This is a genomic window from Tellurirhabdus bombi, assembly GCF_021484805.1.
GTDB lineage: Bacteria > Bacteroidota > Bacteroidia > Cytophagales > Spirosomataceae > Tellurirhabdus > Tellurirhabdus bombi.
On the sequence record NZ_CP090557.1, the window covers coordinates 2,462,031 to 2,478,019 of the forward strand.

General features: G+C 48.3%; 16 protein-coding genes. 7 read left to right on the top strand and 9 right to left on the bottom strand.

Features of this window, described 5'->3' with window-relative positions; all coding sequences use genetic code 11:
- Window positions 1–164: 164 nt before the first annotated feature.
- The 6 genes from L0Y31_RS10410 to L0Y31_RS10435 form a co-directional block, all read right to left on the bottom strand.
- Window positions 165–1,130, bottom strand: a complete 966-nt coding sequence (locus L0Y31_RS10410; protein WP_234737074.1) for an AAA family ATPase — start codon at window positions 1,128–1,130, stop codon at window positions 165–167.
- 96 nt (window positions 1,131–1,226) lie between these two features.
- A complete protein-coding gene (locus tag L0Y31_RS10415) occupies window positions 1,227–2,588 on the bottom strand; it encodes a peptidylprolyl isomerase (RefSeq protein ID WP_234737075.1) in 1,362 nt (453 codons plus the stop codon).
- A gap of 111 nt (window positions 2,589–2,699) precedes the next feature.
- The gene (locus tag L0Y31_RS10420; protein WP_234737077.1) at window positions 2,700–5,042 is read right to left on the bottom strand and encodes a peptidylprolyl isomerase; all 2,343 of its coding nucleotides are present in this window, start codon (window positions 5,040–5,042) and stop codon (window positions 2,700–2,702) included.
- Window positions 5,043–5,161: 119 nt separating this feature from the next.
- On the bottom strand, window positions 5,162–5,872 hold the full coding sequence (locus tag L0Y31_RS10425; RefSeq protein ID WP_234737079.1) for a hypothetical protein: 711 nt from the start codon (window positions 5,870–5,872) through the stop codon (window positions 5,162–5,164).
- 28 nt (window positions 5,873–5,900) lie between these two features.
- Window positions 5,901–6,233 carry a n-acetylglutamate synthase gene (locus L0Y31_RS10430; RefSeq protein ID WP_234737155.1) on the bottom strand — a complete coding sequence of 111 codons (333 nt, stop codon included), beginning with the start codon at window positions 6,231–6,233 and terminating at the stop codon, window positions 5,901–5,903.
- 16 nt (window positions 6,234–6,249) lie between these two features.
- On the bottom strand, window positions 6,250–7,752 hold the full coding sequence (locus L0Y31_RS10435) for an acetyl-CoA carboxylase biotin carboxylase subunit (RefSeq protein WP_234737081.1): 1,503 nt from the start codon (window positions 7,750–7,752) through the stop codon (window positions 6,250–6,252).
- Between the two features lie 173 nt (window positions 7,753–7,925).
- Here L0Y31_RS10435 and L0Y31_RS10440 point away from each other — a divergent pair, with 173 nt between their 5' ends.
- The 4 genes from L0Y31_RS10440 to L0Y31_RS10455 all read left to right on the top strand — a co-directional run bounded on the left by L0Y31_RS10440 (window position 7,926) and on the right by L0Y31_RS10455 (window position 10,565).
- Window positions 7,926–8,360, top strand: a complete 435-nt coding sequence (locus L0Y31_RS10440) for a hypothetical protein (RefSeq protein ID WP_234737082.1) — start codon at window positions 7,926–7,928, stop codon at window positions 8,358–8,360.
- Between the two features lie 86 nt (window positions 8,361–8,446).
- Entirely contained in the window at window positions 8,447–8,839 is a 393-nt protein-coding gene (gloA2, locus tag L0Y31_RS10445; RefSeq protein ID WP_234737156.1) for an SMU1112c/YaeR family gloxylase I-like metalloprotein, read from the top strand.
- A gap of 90 nt (window positions 8,840–8,929) precedes the next feature.
- Window positions 8,930–10,201 (top strand): aminotransferase class I/II-fold pyridoxal phosphate-dependent enzyme, encoded by a 1,272-nt coding sequence (locus L0Y31_RS10450; RefSeq protein ID WP_234733009.1) that lies wholly within the window; start codon window positions 8,930–8,932, stop codon window positions 10,199–10,201.
- A gap of 178 nt (window positions 10,202–10,379) precedes the next feature.
- Entirely contained in the window at window positions 10,380–10,565 is a 186-nt protein-coding gene (locus L0Y31_RS10455; RefSeq protein ID WP_234733010.1) for a histone H1, read from the top strand.
- Window positions 10,566–10,621: 56 nt separating this feature from the next.
- Here L0Y31_RS10455 and L0Y31_RS10460 read toward each other — a convergent pair whose 3' ends face one another.
- On the bottom strand, window positions 10,622–11,041 hold the full coding sequence (locus L0Y31_RS10460) for a MaoC family dehydratase (RefSeq protein ID WP_234733011.1): 420 nt from the start codon (window positions 11,039–11,041) through the stop codon (window positions 10,622–10,624).
- Window positions 11,042–11,213: 172 nt separating this feature from the next.
- Between L0Y31_RS10460 and L0Y31_RS10465 the strand changes: the two genes are divergently transcribed.
- The gene (locus tag L0Y31_RS10465; protein ID WP_234733012.1) at window positions 11,214–12,431 is read left to right on the top strand and encodes an acyltransferase family protein; all 1,218 of its coding nucleotides are present in this window, start codon (window positions 11,214–11,216) and stop codon (window positions 12,429–12,431) included.
- A gap of 3 nt (window positions 12,432–12,434) precedes the next feature.
- Here the strand turns inward: L0Y31_RS10465 and L0Y31_RS10470 are convergent, their stop codons facing one another.
- Window positions 12,435–12,872, bottom strand: a complete 438-nt coding sequence (locus tag L0Y31_RS10470) for a YybH family protein (protein ID WP_234733013.1) — start codon at window positions 12,870–12,872, stop codon at window positions 12,435–12,437.
- A 202-nt stretch (window positions 12,873–13,074) separates the two neighbouring features.
- Between L0Y31_RS10470 and L0Y31_RS10475 the strand changes: the two genes are divergently transcribed.
- Together L0Y31_RS10475 and L0Y31_RS10480 are read left to right on the top strand one after the other, a co-directional pair.
- Complete coding sequence (locus tag L0Y31_RS10475; RefSeq protein WP_310587078.1) at window positions 13,075–13,950, top strand: diacylglycerol/lipid kinase family protein; 876 nt, start codon at window positions 13,075–13,077, stop codon at window positions 13,948–13,950.
- A gap of 20 nt (window positions 13,951–13,970) precedes the next feature.
- Window positions 13,971–14,306 (top strand): translation initiation factor, encoded by a 336-nt coding sequence (locus L0Y31_RS10480; protein ID WP_234733014.1) that lies wholly within the window; start codon window positions 13,971–13,973, stop codon window positions 14,304–14,306.
- A gap of 48 nt (window positions 14,307–14,354) precedes the next feature.
- Here the strand turns inward: L0Y31_RS10480 and L0Y31_RS10485 are convergent, their stop codons facing one another.
- A complete protein-coding gene (locus L0Y31_RS10485) occupies window positions 14,355–15,869 on the bottom strand; it encodes a peptide MFS transporter (RefSeq protein WP_234733015.1) in 1,515 nt (504 codons plus the stop codon).
- Window positions 15,870–15,989: the final 120 nt, after the last annotated feature.

Consider the following 15,989-nt stretch of genomic DNA (forward strand, 5'->3'; position numbering starts at 1 on the left):
AATGATTGGGAAAGCCGTTAGGCAGCTAATTATATGTGATTTATCCAAGAAAATACGATAAACTCCTAAGGATTTACTAACTGGTCCAATGTTAACTATTCAGTGAGTTATGTACCAACAAAAAAAGCCAGCTTACTAGCTGGCTTTTAGATAATTAAATCAATTTATAAAAGGCGTTTTATCAGGAGATCAATCGTAATGCCTTCCGCCTCAGCCTTAAAGTTGCGCACCACGCGGTGACGAAGAATAGGAAGTGCCACCGCTTTTACGTCTTCAATATCTGGCGAGTATTTGCCATTTAGTAAGGCGTTGCACTTAGCCGCCAGAATCAGCGCCTGCGAAGCCCGTGGACCAGCGCCCCATTCCAGGTATTGATTGGTATCGGGGTGGGCCAATTCTGTGTTAGGGCGGGTTTTGTGAACGAGCTTAACAGCATATTCAACAACGTTATCCACAACCGGAACCCGGCGAACCAGATGCTGGAAAGCCTGAATTTCATCGCCAGAAATGACTTTCTGAACCTGATACCGCTCGTCGGAAGTGGTGCTCCGAACAATGTCTAGCTCTGATTGATACGAAGGGTAATCCAGCCAGATATTGAACATAAACCGGTCTAACTGCGCCTCGGGTAGGGGATAGGTTCCTTCCTGTTCGATTGGATTTTGAGTGGCCAAAACAAAGAAAGGACGACCCAAGGGATATTTCTGCCCAGCAATGGTCACCGAATACTCCTGCATGGCTTCCAGGAGCGCCGACTGCGTTTTAGGCGGCGTCCGGTTAATCTCATCGGCTAGGATAATGTTCGCAAAAACAGGGCCTTTGATAAACTTAAAGCTACGGTTTTGATCAAGCGTTTCCGAACCCAAAATGTCAGAAGGCATTAAATCGGGCGTGAACTGAATTCGGTTAAAACTCAGATCAAGCGCCCCGGCAATGGTTTGAATAAGCAGTGTTTTTGCCAAACCCGGTACACCGACCAGCAAACAATGACCTTGACAGAATATGGCTGTTAACAAAAGCCGGACCGTATCATCCTGACCAATAACTACTTTTGAAATTTCGCTTTTCAGCCGCTTATAAGATTCGTTCAGGGCCTCAGCAGCCGCAACATCCGAGTTGTATTGTACCACAGAAAAATCAGTTAAAAGTTAAGAGTTATGATCAGGCCGCTGGCGCAGCGAAGACTAAGAGACTAAGTCTAAAGGCTTTTCATGGCTGGTTTGGCATTAAGGTCCTTCGGTGCGGGCTGTTTTCAGGATTTCGCAGCCAGAAAATTCAGGATCAATATTAATGTAGACATCGCCAACTGCTTTTTTAAACCAATCGTCGATGGCTTTATTCTTTTTGTTACCCATTACGATGTTCGCGATCTTCTCATAATCGTCTTTTAGGCTGGCTGTATGCGGCTCAACCTTGCGCTTGTAGTAGAGCAGACGAACAGCACTTTTGCCATCTTCCATCCGGTACGCCATCGGCTTACTAACCGTTCCTACCTTCATGGTGTCCAGCGTCATAAACAGGGTATAATCCATCGTGCCATCCAGCGGCATTAGCGCACTGTTGGTGTTCGGGTCGCGAATGATGCCGCCTGCGTCGGCGGTCGCTTTATCTTCTGAGTATTCTTTCGCGGCTTTTGCAAACTTCAGGGTATCTGCCACAATCAAATTGCGCAGGCTGTCTAGATAACGCGTTGGGGCAGTCAGGTCAAGGCGGTTATAATCCGGGCGCAGCAGGATGTGACGAGCGTGGTACTCAGCGCCGCGTGTTTCCAGCAACTGAATGAGGTGAAGACCATAGTCTGACTCAACAATATCCGACATTTCGTTCGGTTTGAGTTTCAGCGCCGCTCCTTCAAATTCGGGAACCATGGCGCCCCGTTTGGCAAAGCCCAGGTCGCCGTCTTTCTGGGCTGATCCTACGTCTTCCGAGAATTCCTTAGCTAATTTTCCAAAATCTTCTCCTTTTTCAACCCGTGCTTTCAAGGCTAAAAGACGGTTCCGCAAATCAGCGCGCTGCTCTTTGGTCACTTTAGCCAAACGAACAATGTGGCCAATTTCAGCTTCTGCCGGAATATAAGGCAAACTGTCTTTTGGAATGGTATTGAAAAACCTACGAACTTCGCTAGGAGAAATCTTAACGTCGTCGGTAATTTGCGTCTGCATCCGTTGCATCAGCATCTGCTCTTTTACCTCTTGACGAACGTCATTTTTCAAGGCGTCCAGACTTTTTCCGTAGGCTTCAACAATGTTCTTCTCAGAGCCAAACTGCTGGGCCATGTACGACATCCGGGCATCGAGCTGGCTATCGATCATTTTGTCTTCAACGACAACCGAGTCAATTTCCGCCTTAGCCAAGAGCATTTTATTGATAACCAGGCTTTCCAGGACCTGACATTTGGTCGGTGCTTTCTGGTTCTGCTCTTTGTACTGCTCAACAACTTTTTCAAGGTCTGATTTCAGTACGTAATAGTTGTCAATCTTAGCGACAATTTTATTAATGCTCGTCCCCTTACTTTGCGAAAACGCCGGGGAGGCAGAGACAGCCAGTGCGATCACCAGCCCCAACAAGGTATTTCTAACGTGCTTCATTCGTATGAATTCCGAATCTATTTCCAATTATAAGCGATTTAAAGAACGAGTGCAATTATTCTTACAAGGCTGGTTCTAGCACCAATCCAGTAATTTACGTTATTTTTTTGACTATTTGACCAGCTTACGAACCTCTTCGTCGTTTGCCTGTACCGGGAACTGCTGGCGTAAGCGGGAAAGTAGCTGCTTTTCCAGCACGACCTGGTAATCGTTGATAACGGCCCCGCGCGCTTCTTCGAAGGTTTTCTGACGGGGCGGCTCAATCCGCTCAATCATCACCAGCGCAAATTTGCCGTCGCGTTGCAGAGTCGCGTTGCCCGTTTTCCACTCTACACCGTCTACGTAAGGATTCTGCCCCTTTGTGAAAATACCTTCTTGCAAGGTCAACGTTGCCGGATTTTTTGCAGTCAACACCTTCGCCACATCGGCCCGCGAATTGGAAAACAAGCGGAACGTGATACGCCGCGCCTTCTCACCTTTGACGCCAGGACGAAATTTGCCGTGGTCTTTCTCCATGATTCGCGCCAAAGGCACGCCATTGGCTGTTAGGTAATTAACTACATTTCGAATCCGACCTGCCGAAACCGTATCGCGTTCAGCGCCATCGGCTGAGCCAGCCACTTCAACAACATAATCCGGGTTTTTAATCAAAATCACCAGTAAATCAAACAGACCTTCCCGCGACTTCGACGTTAAGGCTGTCTGGTTGGCATCAAACCCCAACTCGGCTACCGACCGGCGAAGCTGGTACGGGCGTTTGGCCAGCATCTCAGACGCTTGTTGCAGGCTTTCGTTATCGGCAGCAACCAGCACCGTGGCAATGGCCCGTTGATCGTATTGGTATTTATTTTTGTTCTGTTCCCAAAGCTGCCGCTGCGCCAAGGAATCCGCCATGGATTTGTCCCAAACGTTGGTTTCCATCACCTGCGACAGCAAGACGCCGTCCCGAATGTCAGTCATTAAAGCCCGAAACTCAGGGTACTTATTTTCAAGATTCTTTTCTTCCTGCTCAACCAATTTATCGTCCACAAACTTCCGGTATAAACGCTGCATTGTCACGCCAGCTACCGAACCCACGGGGCGGGGTTGCTGGTGCCGAGAGACGTAATCCAGAAATTCGTTCGTTGTGTACGCTTGTTTATTCACCTGTACGATGGTTTTGCGGTCAACCGTTGCATCCAGAGCCGGAATTTTCCAGCGTCCTTGCGTGAGACTGCTGTCGGCCAGATTCAGTACTTTTTTCAGCACATCACCCGATTCAGTTACGGTATATTGCGTCCGCAAGCGTTGAGCCAGGGCTTCCCGAATAACCTCGCCCCGCGTATCGGTAACCACTTTCTGACGCAACATAGGCATCAGTGCTTCGTACGATTCTGTCGGGATACGCTCCAGCAACCGAACAATGTGCCAGCCGTACTGCGTCTGAATCGGTTTGGAATAACTTCCAGGCGTCGTCAAACCGAAAACGGCATCTTCAAAAGGTTCTGCCCAACGACGACCGCCAATAGCAATGACTGGCAAAACACCGCCCGTGTTGCGCGAATCTTTATCATCAGAATATTCACGCGCTAAATTATCAAAGGATTCGCCTTTTTGCAGGCGGCTGTAGACTTCATCAATGCGTTTCTGGGCGGCTTGCTGGCCTTCATCGCCCGCGCCCGGCGTAATCCGAACTAGAATATGAGCCACCCGCGCCCGACCACGGTTTGGCCGGCGGCTGTTTACTTTCATTAAATGATAGCCTGCCCGGGCCCGGACTGGTGCCGAAATACTCCCATTCGGAGTGTTGTAAGCCGCGGACTCCAACGGATAAGTTAGCTGAAAAACAGAAAGGTAGCCTAAGTTGCCTCCGTTCGTCGCCGCGGTTGGATCTTTCGAATATTGGCGAGCCAAGGCCGCAAAATCTTCGCCCGCTAAGGCTCTTTTCCGTAGGTCAATAATGGTGTTATAAGCTGCCAGTGTATCGGCTGGAGCAGCATCCTCCGGGACGGTAATCAACAAGTGAGAGGCGTTCACTTCTTCCTGAAGCCGTTGGTACGCTTCTGACGTGAGCGATTCAACCAGGGCTTTGTCATTGAGATAAGACTGGCCGAGTTGTTTGCGGTAAGTAGCGAGTTCTTCCCGAAAAGCTTCCGTAGTGTCGCGGCCTTCCTGTTCAGCAGCCAAGACTTTGAGTTTCAGATTGGTATACAGATCAAAGTACTCGCGAATGTCGGTTCGGCGGCTTGAGTCAGCAGAAATCTGATTTTTAGTAAACGACTGAAAAAATTCGTCTGTCGTAAACGTTTTGTTGCCCAGTTTCAGGATAACGGGTTCCGAGGGCGTCGCTGTTTTTGTTGCGGTTGACGATTTACAGCCTGTTAGTAAAGCACTCAGTAACAGGCTTAAAAAAGCAAATTTCAATACAAATGGCGATGTTGGAGTCAGAGCAGATCGCGGTGATTCTAAACGCATAATCAATAACCTATTCACGTAAGAGAAACAGCATCTATCCGAAAATGGTTGCGGAAGCTGGCCTCACGTTTTTGGTATCAGGGAATTATCTTACTTGGAATAACGTACAAATATCGTGTTTATTTTCGGTCTTTCGCTCGGACACGCATTCGTTTTAACCGGATGTCGTATTCCAGTTCATAATCGAACGAATCGCGCAGGTGCTGGCCTGTGAAGTGGGCAGGAACAGACAGCTGGGATTGTTTACTGCTTTGCAAATCAGCGTCTTTTAGTTCAACGCTGCTTTGCCCCAGCAAGTCGTCCTGATCCAGCCGATCGGTTAGCTGAACGCCTAGTCCGGCTGCTGTCAGTCCGAGCGTAACGTAACGCAGGGGCGTTAAGGCTTCGACCGCCAGCGCCAGGAAACCCGCCGGAACCTGCACCCACTGGTTAACCTGCTGAATGCGTTTGATTAATGCCTGGGTTGCTTCGTAGTCATCGACCTCAATGAGTACCAGCGACGCCACAACCTTGCCGTTTTTCGGAATTTCCAGCTGAATGGGCGACTGGCTGGCCAAGTTCGTAGACATTCCCTTCGTCATGGTCTGAATGCCCCAGGCGTTGTTGACAGCTCCAACCAATTGATTTTGACTGTTAAAGGCCGTTAGCGAATAAGCAATCATCACCTCATCTTTTCGGCTAATGGTCTCTTCCAGGTTGTTCGCTTTGATGGTACGCAACGCCATTTCGGCAGTCAGGGGTTTTTGGGAAGCACAGCCTACTACCTGAAGCAGAGTGAGAAATACAACGAAATGGGAAATAAGCTGCCTGCCTTTCTTTGGTAAAAACACGTTTTTGGGATTTTAGCGGATGCTTCTTTTAAATTTCTTCAAGGGTCGATTCGCCGCTGGACAGATCGCCACTTGTCCACTGCCAGCGTTCATGCAACCGAATCCGACCATCGGGGAGAATCTCCGGCGTAGAATGGCAACGCCCGGTCATCAACTGCCCCGCCTGATTTACGTGGTGGTACACCATATCCAGTTCATTGTTAGGGCTTACGGTTGCCAGCAAATGCCCGTGAACAATGTCGCCACCGTTGTATTCGGCCCAAACCGTATTGCCTTCCTGCCGGTAGTGAAACCGCGTTTGTTCATTTACTTCTCCGTTATCCGTGTTGGACAGCGAGCGAAATACTTTGTTGTTATACATCATCCTTTTTACAAATTTATCGCAGGCGATTTTCTTTCCATTTGCTACGCTGCACAGGCAAACTCGTTGCGGCAGATTCGGCTTTGGGCTTGCGTTGGTCCAGAAGCCAGGCTGCCAGCGTCGCGGCCAATTGGGTTTCTGTCGCGTCCGGCTGCGCCTGGAGCACCTGTGGCGTAAAGTATCGCTGCACAAAATGGGTGTCAAACTGACCGCTGCGAAACGCTTCGTGTTCCATCACAAAACGGCAGAAAGGCAGTGTTGTCTGTACGCCTGAAATCTGGTATTCGTCAATGGCCCGAATCATTTTTTCAATGGCTTCCTCCCGCGTTGCTCCGTACGTAATGAGTTTGGCAATCATTGGGTCGTAATAAATCGGAATAGCCATGCCCTGCTCAAAACCGTCGTCAACGCGAACCCCGTTGCCTTGTGGACGCACGTAGGTGTGCAAGGTGCCTACATCGGGGAGAAAATTGTTAGCGGGATCTTCAGCATACACCCGGATTTCGACCGCGTGTCCTTTAATTTCCAGCTCGTCCTGTTTAATGGTCAATGGTTTTCCCTCGGCAATGTAAATCATCTGCTTGACCAGATCGACGCCGGTAATTTGCTCCGTTACCGGGTGCTCAACCTGCAACCGCGTGTTCATTTCCAGGAAGTAAAAATTCAGCTGATCGTCAACGATAAACTCTACCGTTCCGGCCCCATAATAGCCGCAGGCGCGCGCTACGTCAACAGCGCAGCGGCCCATTTCGGCCCGAATTTCCGGCGTCAGAACAGCCGAAGGCGCTTCTTCTACTACTTTCTGGTGGCGGCGCTGAACAGAACATTCCCGTTCAAAAAGATGAATAATATTGCCGTGCTGATCGCCCAGAACCTGAATTTCGACGTGTCGGGGTGAGGTGACGTATTTTTCAATAAAGACAGAACCATCGCCAAAAGACGAAATAGCTTCGCTCACGGCCCGTTCCATCTGTTCATCAAATTCCTGCTCCATCTGCACAATCCGCATGCCCTTGCCACCACCACCCGCGCTGGCTTTGATCAGGATAGGATAGCCGATTTCAGCCGCCGTGCGTTTGGCGGCCTCGCGGTCGCTAATGGCGTCGGGGGTGCCTGGAACCATCGGGATGTTGTAGGTAGAAACGGCAGCCTTCGCGCCCAGTTTACTCCCCATCATTTCAATGGCTTCCGGCGAAGGGCCAACGAAGATGAGGCCAGCCTCCCGAACTGCGCGGGCAAAATTGGCATTTTCGGAGAGAAAACCGTAACCCGGATGGATGGCGTCCACCGCTAATTTTTTACAAACATCGATAATGACATCGGTCTGTAAGTATGACTCCGATGAGGGCGGCGGGCCAACGCAGACCGCTTCGTCGGCATAGCGCACATGGGGCGAGAGCCGGTCGGCTTCGCTGTAAATAGCCACGGTACGAATGCCCATTTCGCGGCAGGTTCGCATGACGCGCAAGGCGATTTCGCCCCGGTTGGCAACTAAAAGTTTTCGGATGGCAGTAGTCATGGCTCAAAAATAAGACTTCTTCGATTAATCAATAGAGCAGGCCATATTTAATCCATTAATACCGTTTATCCAGAATTCACTACCGGTAGCTCAAAGATGGTTGATTGAGTTACCCCAACGGCCTTAGGTTTGTATCCGTAAATAATATCAATCACAAAAAACAACAAATACTCATGAAAAAGTTACTTGGTTTATTCCTCGTATTATCGGTTCTATTGACAGCGTGTAACAAAGACAAAGACAAGGTTACACCTGAAAGTCCAGCTTCTGCTGTTGAGGGTAAGTACACCTTAAAGTCTTTAAGTTACAACATTGATGGAGATGTTGCTGATATTGAGAGACTGCCTTATACAGAAGGGGGGCAAACGCTTTCTGGAACAGTCAATTTGAGTAAGGTAGCAGATGACAAGGTTAAGATGGCAGTGACCCTTAAAATCACAGGAGAGGAAGATCAAGTCTCTGATTTTGGCGAATATGAAGTACGGAAAGTCGGTTCTGCTTATGGTTTATTCCTTGATGATGAGCGAGTAGGAGATGCTAACGGAAATAAAATCATCTATAATTTAGATTCTAAAGACTTCAGCTTTAAGTATACGGCTGAGAAATAAGTTGAGTGAATTTATTGATGAAGCCAGACGCCAACCAGCGTCTGGCTTCTTTTTTGTACTTTCCGCCCAAAAATTCGCTAAAAACAATGCTAGGGCTCAAAAATATTCATCACATCGCCATTATCTGTTCGGATTATGCCCGGTCAAAATACTTCTATACTGAGCTACTAGGCTTGAACATTATTCAGGAAATTTACCGGAGCGAGCGGGATTCGTACAAGCTGGATCTGGCCCTTAACGACCAGTATGTTATTGAATTGTTCTCGTTTCCCAATCCGCCTTCCCGGCCCTCACGGCCCGAAGCAACCGGGTTGCGACACCTGGCTTTTGCCGTATCTGATGTGGCCGCTGCCAAACTTTTTTTAGAAGCGAAAGGCGTTGAAGTAGAAGCAATTCGCGTCGATTCGCACACGGGGCGCAAGTTTACATTCTTTATTGACCCCGATGGATTGCCCCTTGAATTATACGAAAGTGAATAGCAGGGAGGGGTTTGTCGTTGCCGTAATTTCACGTACTTTTGCACTTATTACATTGAGGTGTTCATAATAAACTAATAAACACGCTATAAAGTGGATTTATTCGAGAAATTGCGCAACAACCTGGGTCCCATCGGTTCTTATTCTCGGGAATTGAGAGGCCACCATTACTTTGCTTTTCCAAAATTGGAGGGAGAGCTTGGGCCGCACATGACATTCCGGGGCAATAAAGTCTTGAACTGGAGTTTGAATAATTACCTCGGTCTGGCTAACCATCCAGAAGTTCGGCAAGCCGATGCTGATGCCTCTGCTCAGTGGGGCTTGGCGTATCCGATGGGCGCTCGGATGATGTCAGGAAATTCTGACCTGCATGAAGAATTGGAAAAGAGCCTGGCGGAATTTGTAGGCAAAGAAGATACCTTCCTGCTTAATTATGGCTATCAGGGTGTTATGTCGGCTATCGAAGCCGTGGTCGATCACCGTGATGTAATTGTATACGATGCTGAGTGCCATGCCTGTCTAATCGACGGCATTCGTTTGCACAAAGCCAAAATGGGCGAATATTACAAGTTCAACCACAATGATATCGAAAGCCTGGAAAAAAACCTTCAGCGTGCAACCAAGAAAGCAGCCGAAAAAGGCGGCGGAATTCTGGTTGTTACGGAAGGCGTTTTCGGGATGTCGGGTAAAGTTGGCTGCCTGAAAGAGATTGTTGCTCTCAAAGAAAAATACGAGTTTAAATTGCTGGTGGACGACGCGCACGGCTTCGGAACAATGGGCCCGACGGGTGCCGGCGTAGGAGAGTTGCAGGGCTGCCAGGATGGCATTGATTTGTACTTCTCCACATTTGCCAAGTCAATGGCGGCAATTGGCGCGTTCATCGCCGGAGATCATGACATCATCATGTATCTGAAGTACAACATGCGCTCGCAGACCTACGCGAAAGCCTTGCCGATGCCGTATGTAGTTGGCGCGATGAAGCGTCTGGAAATTATCAAAAACCAGCCTGAACTCCGCGAGAAACTCTGGGAAAACGTGCGGGCACTGCAAGATGGCCTTCGTTCCCGTGGATTTAATATCGGTGATACGACTTCGCCCGTTACGCCGGTGCTGATGCAAAGCGAAGGTGGCGTACCGGAAGTGTCTGCCCTGGTTCGGGACATGCGCGAAAACCACGGCATCTTCTGTTCTATTGTAGTTTATCCGGTGGTGCCTAAAGGCGTTGTGATGCTGCGGATCATCCCTACAGCGGCCCATTCGCTGGAGGACGTAGAATTTACCCTAAATGCATTTACGGAGGTAGCCCGCAAGCTTAGCGACGGTTATTACCGCCAAAGTGAGCTGGCTATAGCGCCAACGGTCTAAACGGGCCAAAACACGCGAAATTTGACCGTTAGCTAAGGAAAAACTTAGTTTTTGGATTTTTCCATTGTTTTTTTTACCTGATCTCTTGCGCTGTTTCATATAATATGTATATTTCGCCAAAAACGCCTTTTCTGGCCGTTTTAAGCACTTTTTACACCTTTTAACCATACATATTGTTATGGCACGTTTTGATGACATCAAGAATCTGGTAATGTCGCTGGAAGCCGATTTTGAGAAATTTTATGAAAAAGGCAACCAGGCTGCGGGTACTCGCGTACGTAAGGGGATGCAGGATCTGAAAACACTCGCACAGGACATTCGTGCAGAAGTTCAGGATAAAAAGAACTCTGAAGGTGGCGAATAGGAGCTAGCCGTACCCAGCTAATAAAGAAGCCTGGCTCTAGAGCCAGGCTTCTTTATTTAAACAACTTTTTCCCGGTGCATGAGCGTGGCAACACCGCGCGTGGTAACCTTACCAGTCTGGACGTCTTTTATCTCGCCCAACACCTCAGCTATGTGCTTGTCTGGATTAAAAGTGATTACGGTAAAAATGGCTTCGTAGTCCGTATCCACCACCATGGGCCGCAAAAATTCTAATGTCTGTTTAAGGTATACCGAACCCGATCCTGGAAACTCGGTGCCCAGCACTTTTGTAAAAATACTGGCTCCCAACATGCCGTGAATAATCGGGCGCTTGAAAGGAGTTTGGGCCGCGAATTCGGCGTCCAGGTGGAGCGGGTTATTGTCACCAGTAACTCGCGCAAATTCTTCTACGTCAGTTTGTGAGAAACGAAATTGATGTTTATGAACGGCATTTAGCTCAAAAGTGGGCATATCCATTGATTTAAATGAGTTTAATCGACAAAGCTAGTGTCTTATAAATCCCCGGCCAAAACCATTCGCTTTGTTTATCGCTAATATATCGGTTGATTTCCCGTACTTTTGGGCCCCGGAAGGTGGTTTTCAATGAGGCGGAGCAAAACGAGATAATTGTTTTGCTCGTATGTATTCTATGCTCAAAAGACTGTTTTTTATTGATACTGAGTCGGCACCCCGCGTATTTGGACTGGATGTTCTGCGCGCGCTGGCTATTATTATTGTGGTTGACGCCCACGGATCCGTCGCATTTAAACAATATTACCAGGGGAGCTTTTTCAGGGCGTTTATTCCAGATGGCGTCGAATTGTTTTTTGTACTGAGCGGCTTTCTGATTGGTGGTATTTTAATTAAATCCTACGAAAAGTCAGCGGATTGGTCTTTCGCAAACATCCGTAACTTCTGGACACGGCGCTGGTTCCGCACTTTACCTAACTACTACCTCATTCTCGGCGCTATAGTTATAGCTAACCTGATTGCCCTTAAGTTAAGTACCGGGGCTTTTTCGTCACCGCTTCGCAATGTATTGCCTCCCTACTTTGTCTTCCTGCAAAATTTTACGCATCCAACCCCTGGTTTCTTCGCTGAGTCCTGGAGTCTGGCCATTGAGGAGTGGGCTTATTTGTTGCTTCCAACTGCGCTCTGGGCTTTCCACCGATTTCTCAATGGGCGCTTGTCCAAGCAACAGATTTTATTCGGCCTGATTCTTACTTTTCTGGTGCTGGCCAACGGAATTCGGCTTTACCGGGCGATTATTATTCCAAAGGAACTGGGCGAACAGGAGGTGCGCAACATTGTTCTGTTTCGGCTTGATGCGATTGTGTATGGAGTTCTAGGCGCTTACGTAAAGCACTACCACGCTGCATTTTGGAAAAACCGAACGGTGGCCAAAATTCTTTTTTGGTTAGGTCTTGGGATTATTGCCTTTCTTTCACTTTCGGCTTCAATCTGGTCGTTGACGTTTTATTACAATCATGGGCTTTTGGGCAACTATGCGTTTTATAAGCATTCGTTTTTTACGACTTTCATGGGGCTAAGCATGGTCATGATATTGCCATTGATGGACGGAATTCGCACGGGCCGGGGCTGGATTGCCCGGGCGGTAACGCATATCAGCCTGATTTCTTACTCCATGTACTTGCTGAATCTATCGCTCATCATGAATTTTATCATCGATCCTATTCCAACTTCTTCCGAGTCGATAGGGTGGGCCAAATATGCTCTTTTCTGGGTATTGGTCATTGGAGCTTCTACGCTGCTGTATAAATTCTATGAGCGCCCCATGACTGATTTGCGCGACCGCGTTTCAAAAAAAGAACCCAAGTTATTAAATCCAGAGCGGGTTAACGGCTAAGCCTTAGCTAGAGTGATCGCTGACAATTACCCAGCGGCCATTTATTTTTTGCCACAAGAGCGTATACGAGCCTCCCGCGTCGCCAACCTGGGGGCGGGTGAGGTGCCAGCGCCCAATTACATAAGCTACATTTTTGGCCGGGAAGGTCACTTTAACGATATCGAATTTCAACGTTCCCATGGATGGCCGGTCGGGGTAGCGCTTCTTGTAACTGTTGAGGGTTGCCTGGTAGCCGTATGTAACGCCTACCTTGCCAACAAAGGTCAATGAATCCGACTTCCAGTACCCATTCATAAAAGCATCCACGTTGCCCGCATTCCAATCCGAAACCTGCCGATCCAGAATGGCTAAAATCGCCCGCCGATCCTGCCCAGACTGGGCTTTGGCATTTGCAAGCGGAAGAAGTACCCAAAAAAGCAGCAAGAAGCGAAGAGTATTCATTATTATCACGAAATTTGGAATGTTGAAGAGATGACCCACAAGTAACAGCTTTAACACTAAACTTCAAATGGTAATCAGGTAGGCCGATGAAACGAATTCGTGAATTTTACAAAGAATACAAACCATACATATTCTCCGATGGGTGGTATTACGTCTTTATTGTTATTTTCATCGTTCTGCTCTTTGTCTTTTTTTCCTGATTGTGGCGCGCACCGACCTACTCATACTGGTAAATCCTCTTTCAGGAACAGCTTCCATTGGAGCTAAAAAACAGCTGATTGATTACGCGATCAAGCAGGCTAAAGAAGCGGGTTTTACGCCGGAAGCTGTGCTAACGGAGCGAGCAGGCCATGCAACGGAGCTGTCCAGGAGCGCCGTGCAGGCGGGGATGAGTCGTGTCCTGGCTATCGGAGGCGACGGAACGATTAATGAAACGGCCTCGGCACTTCTTCACCGCCCGACTGCCCTGGGTATTGTGCCGCTTGGCTCAGGAAACGGATTAGCGCGGCACCTGGGTGTCCCTTTGCAACCCCGGCAGGCAATTCAACGCGCGGTGAATGGAAAGCCCGTACTAATTGACAGCGGCCTGCTAAACGAGCATACCTTCTTCTGTGCCGCAGGAACCGGCTTTGAAGCGCACGTTGCCCATTTGTTTGCCAAACAGCCAATACGAGGGCTAATGAGCTACCTGCGCGTGGCTTACGGCGCTTTCTGGCGATACCAACCCGAGCGGTATTGGATCAATGGAGAAGAGCAAACCCTATTTTCATTGACGGTGGCCAACGCAGGTCAATTTGGCAATAACGCCTGGATTGCGCCCAAAGCCAACATTGCCGACGGCTGGCTGGATCTCTGCCAGTTGAAACCTTTTCCGAAGCAGGTGATTGGAAAGCTAGCCTGGCGTTTGTTCAACAAAACACTAGACCAGTCGCCTCATGTAGTGACGAATCGTTTTCAGACCCTAACCATAAAAGGGGAAAAACCGTTATCGATTCATATCGATGGGGAGCCGATAGAATTAAAGACGGATAGCATAAGCGTAAAAGTTGTTCCGTCAAGTCTGCTGGTTATTCTTTAAGCTAGATTTAAAAATTAACGATGAGCAAGAAAAACCGTACGGGTGTTGTCTACTCAACAAACCCCGATTTTCAATACAATTCGGACGAAGAACCTCAGTCCGAAACCTTACCACCTGCCCAGCAAAACCTGAAAATCTGGCTTGATCGCAAAGGGGGCGGGAAAGTCGTAACGGCTGTTCAGGGATTTGTAGGCACAGAAGCCGATTTATCTGATTTAGGAAAGAGTCTGAAAAACGCCTGCGGAACGGGCGGCTCCGCGAAGGAAGGGGAGATTTTGATTCAGGGTGACCACCGCGATAAAGTGCTGGCCTGGCTAACTGGAAAGGGCTACAAAGCGAAGAAAGCAGGTGGGTAAATATAACGGAAAAAGGAGCCTGACTAGCTCCTTTTTCCATTTTGAAAACTATTCAATACCGCCCATCCATTTTTTAATGGGTTTGGCCAGTACGATAAACAATACACCGGTAATCAGTGCAAACTTAACGACGTTCATGAAGAGGTCAGGCATTTGCTGTACGTTTTCGGCGTCGAAACCACCGGCAAAAAGTCCTGCAATCAGGTTGCCAAAGGAAGCCGCAACAAACCAGATACCCATTAATTGGCTTAGGTACTGTTTAGGGGCCAGTTTCGTGTAAACGCTTAGACCAACCGGGCTTAAACATAACTCGCCGAGTGTATGAAGCATGTACGTGAAGATCAGGTAACCGCCCGAAACCTTGGCAACTTCCGGTAAACTTCCCACGACCACATTGGCAGCAAAAACCATAATCAGGAAGCCTAAGCCCATCAGAATAATCCCGATTCCAAATTTGATCGGTGTAGCGGGGTTTAGGTTACGTTTAGCCAGAAAAATCCAGAGTGAAGCCAAAGGTGCGGCAAAAATCAGGATGTAGGCTGGATTAAAATTTTGAAACCAGCCCGCCGGAATGACCCAACCGCCCAAATCACGTTGGGTGTAACGGTCAGCAAAAATGGTCAACGATGATCCTGCCTGTTCAAAACCTGACCAGAATAAAGCCGCTCCCAGGAAGAAAATCATCAATACCCCGACGCGTTTTTTCTCAACCGTCGTCAGGCCGCCCGCTACGAGAATATTGACGAAATAAATCACCGTAATAGCAGGAATAATAATCCCCATTGCCTGGGCAATGCCGGTAGCCGTTGACAAATTAATGGTCCCGGTAAAGCTCAGAAACGCGATAAACGCTATGGTGATAACGATTAATGCCAGACTAAGTTTTTGGTTACTAGGGGGTTGGTTTTCAGTGGCTACTTTCTCCTTGGCCTTGGGATACATGCCTTTGTCTTGTAAGTATTTAGGGCCGAGCGTGCGGTAGGCAACCAAACCCAAAAACATGGCTATTGCTGCAGCGCCAAAGCCTGTGTGCCAGCTCACTTTCTCGCCTAGATAGCTAACAACAAACTGTCCTAGGAAGGAGCCCATGTTAATACCCATGTAAAAAATAGAAAACGCGGCATCCCGCCGAGCGCCCCCTTCCGGGTATAATTCACTGACAATCGAGCTGATGTTGGGTTTCAAAAGTCCGGTTCCCAGCGCGACAAGGGCCAGACCCGAGAAAAAGATGCCCTGCCCCGCCGGGATAGCCAGTACTATATGGCCAAGCATGATTGTAATTCCACCGTACCAGATCGCTTTTCGTTGACCTAGAATATTGTCAGCCAGCCAGCCGCCAGGGAGCGAAAGCAAGTATACCGAAGACACATATAAGCCATAAATGGCGCCACTTTCCGACTCGGAGAGTCCCATGCCGCCGCGTACCTTGTCCAGCAGAAATAAAATCAGAATGGCCCGCATTCCGTAGTAACTGAATCGTTCCCACATTTCGGTGAAAAAGAGAACATAAAGTCCCGGTGGGTGCCCAGATGAAGAAGCGGGGTTCGAAGTAGTTGTTTCCATTCAGATGATTTAGTTGCTGAATTTATTTTAACAATAGAAAATTTGGTTAAGAACGATAAACGTGTTTGTAAAGATACAAATCCAGTTCATTAAGTTAAAAGCCAGGAACGGATGTGCCGG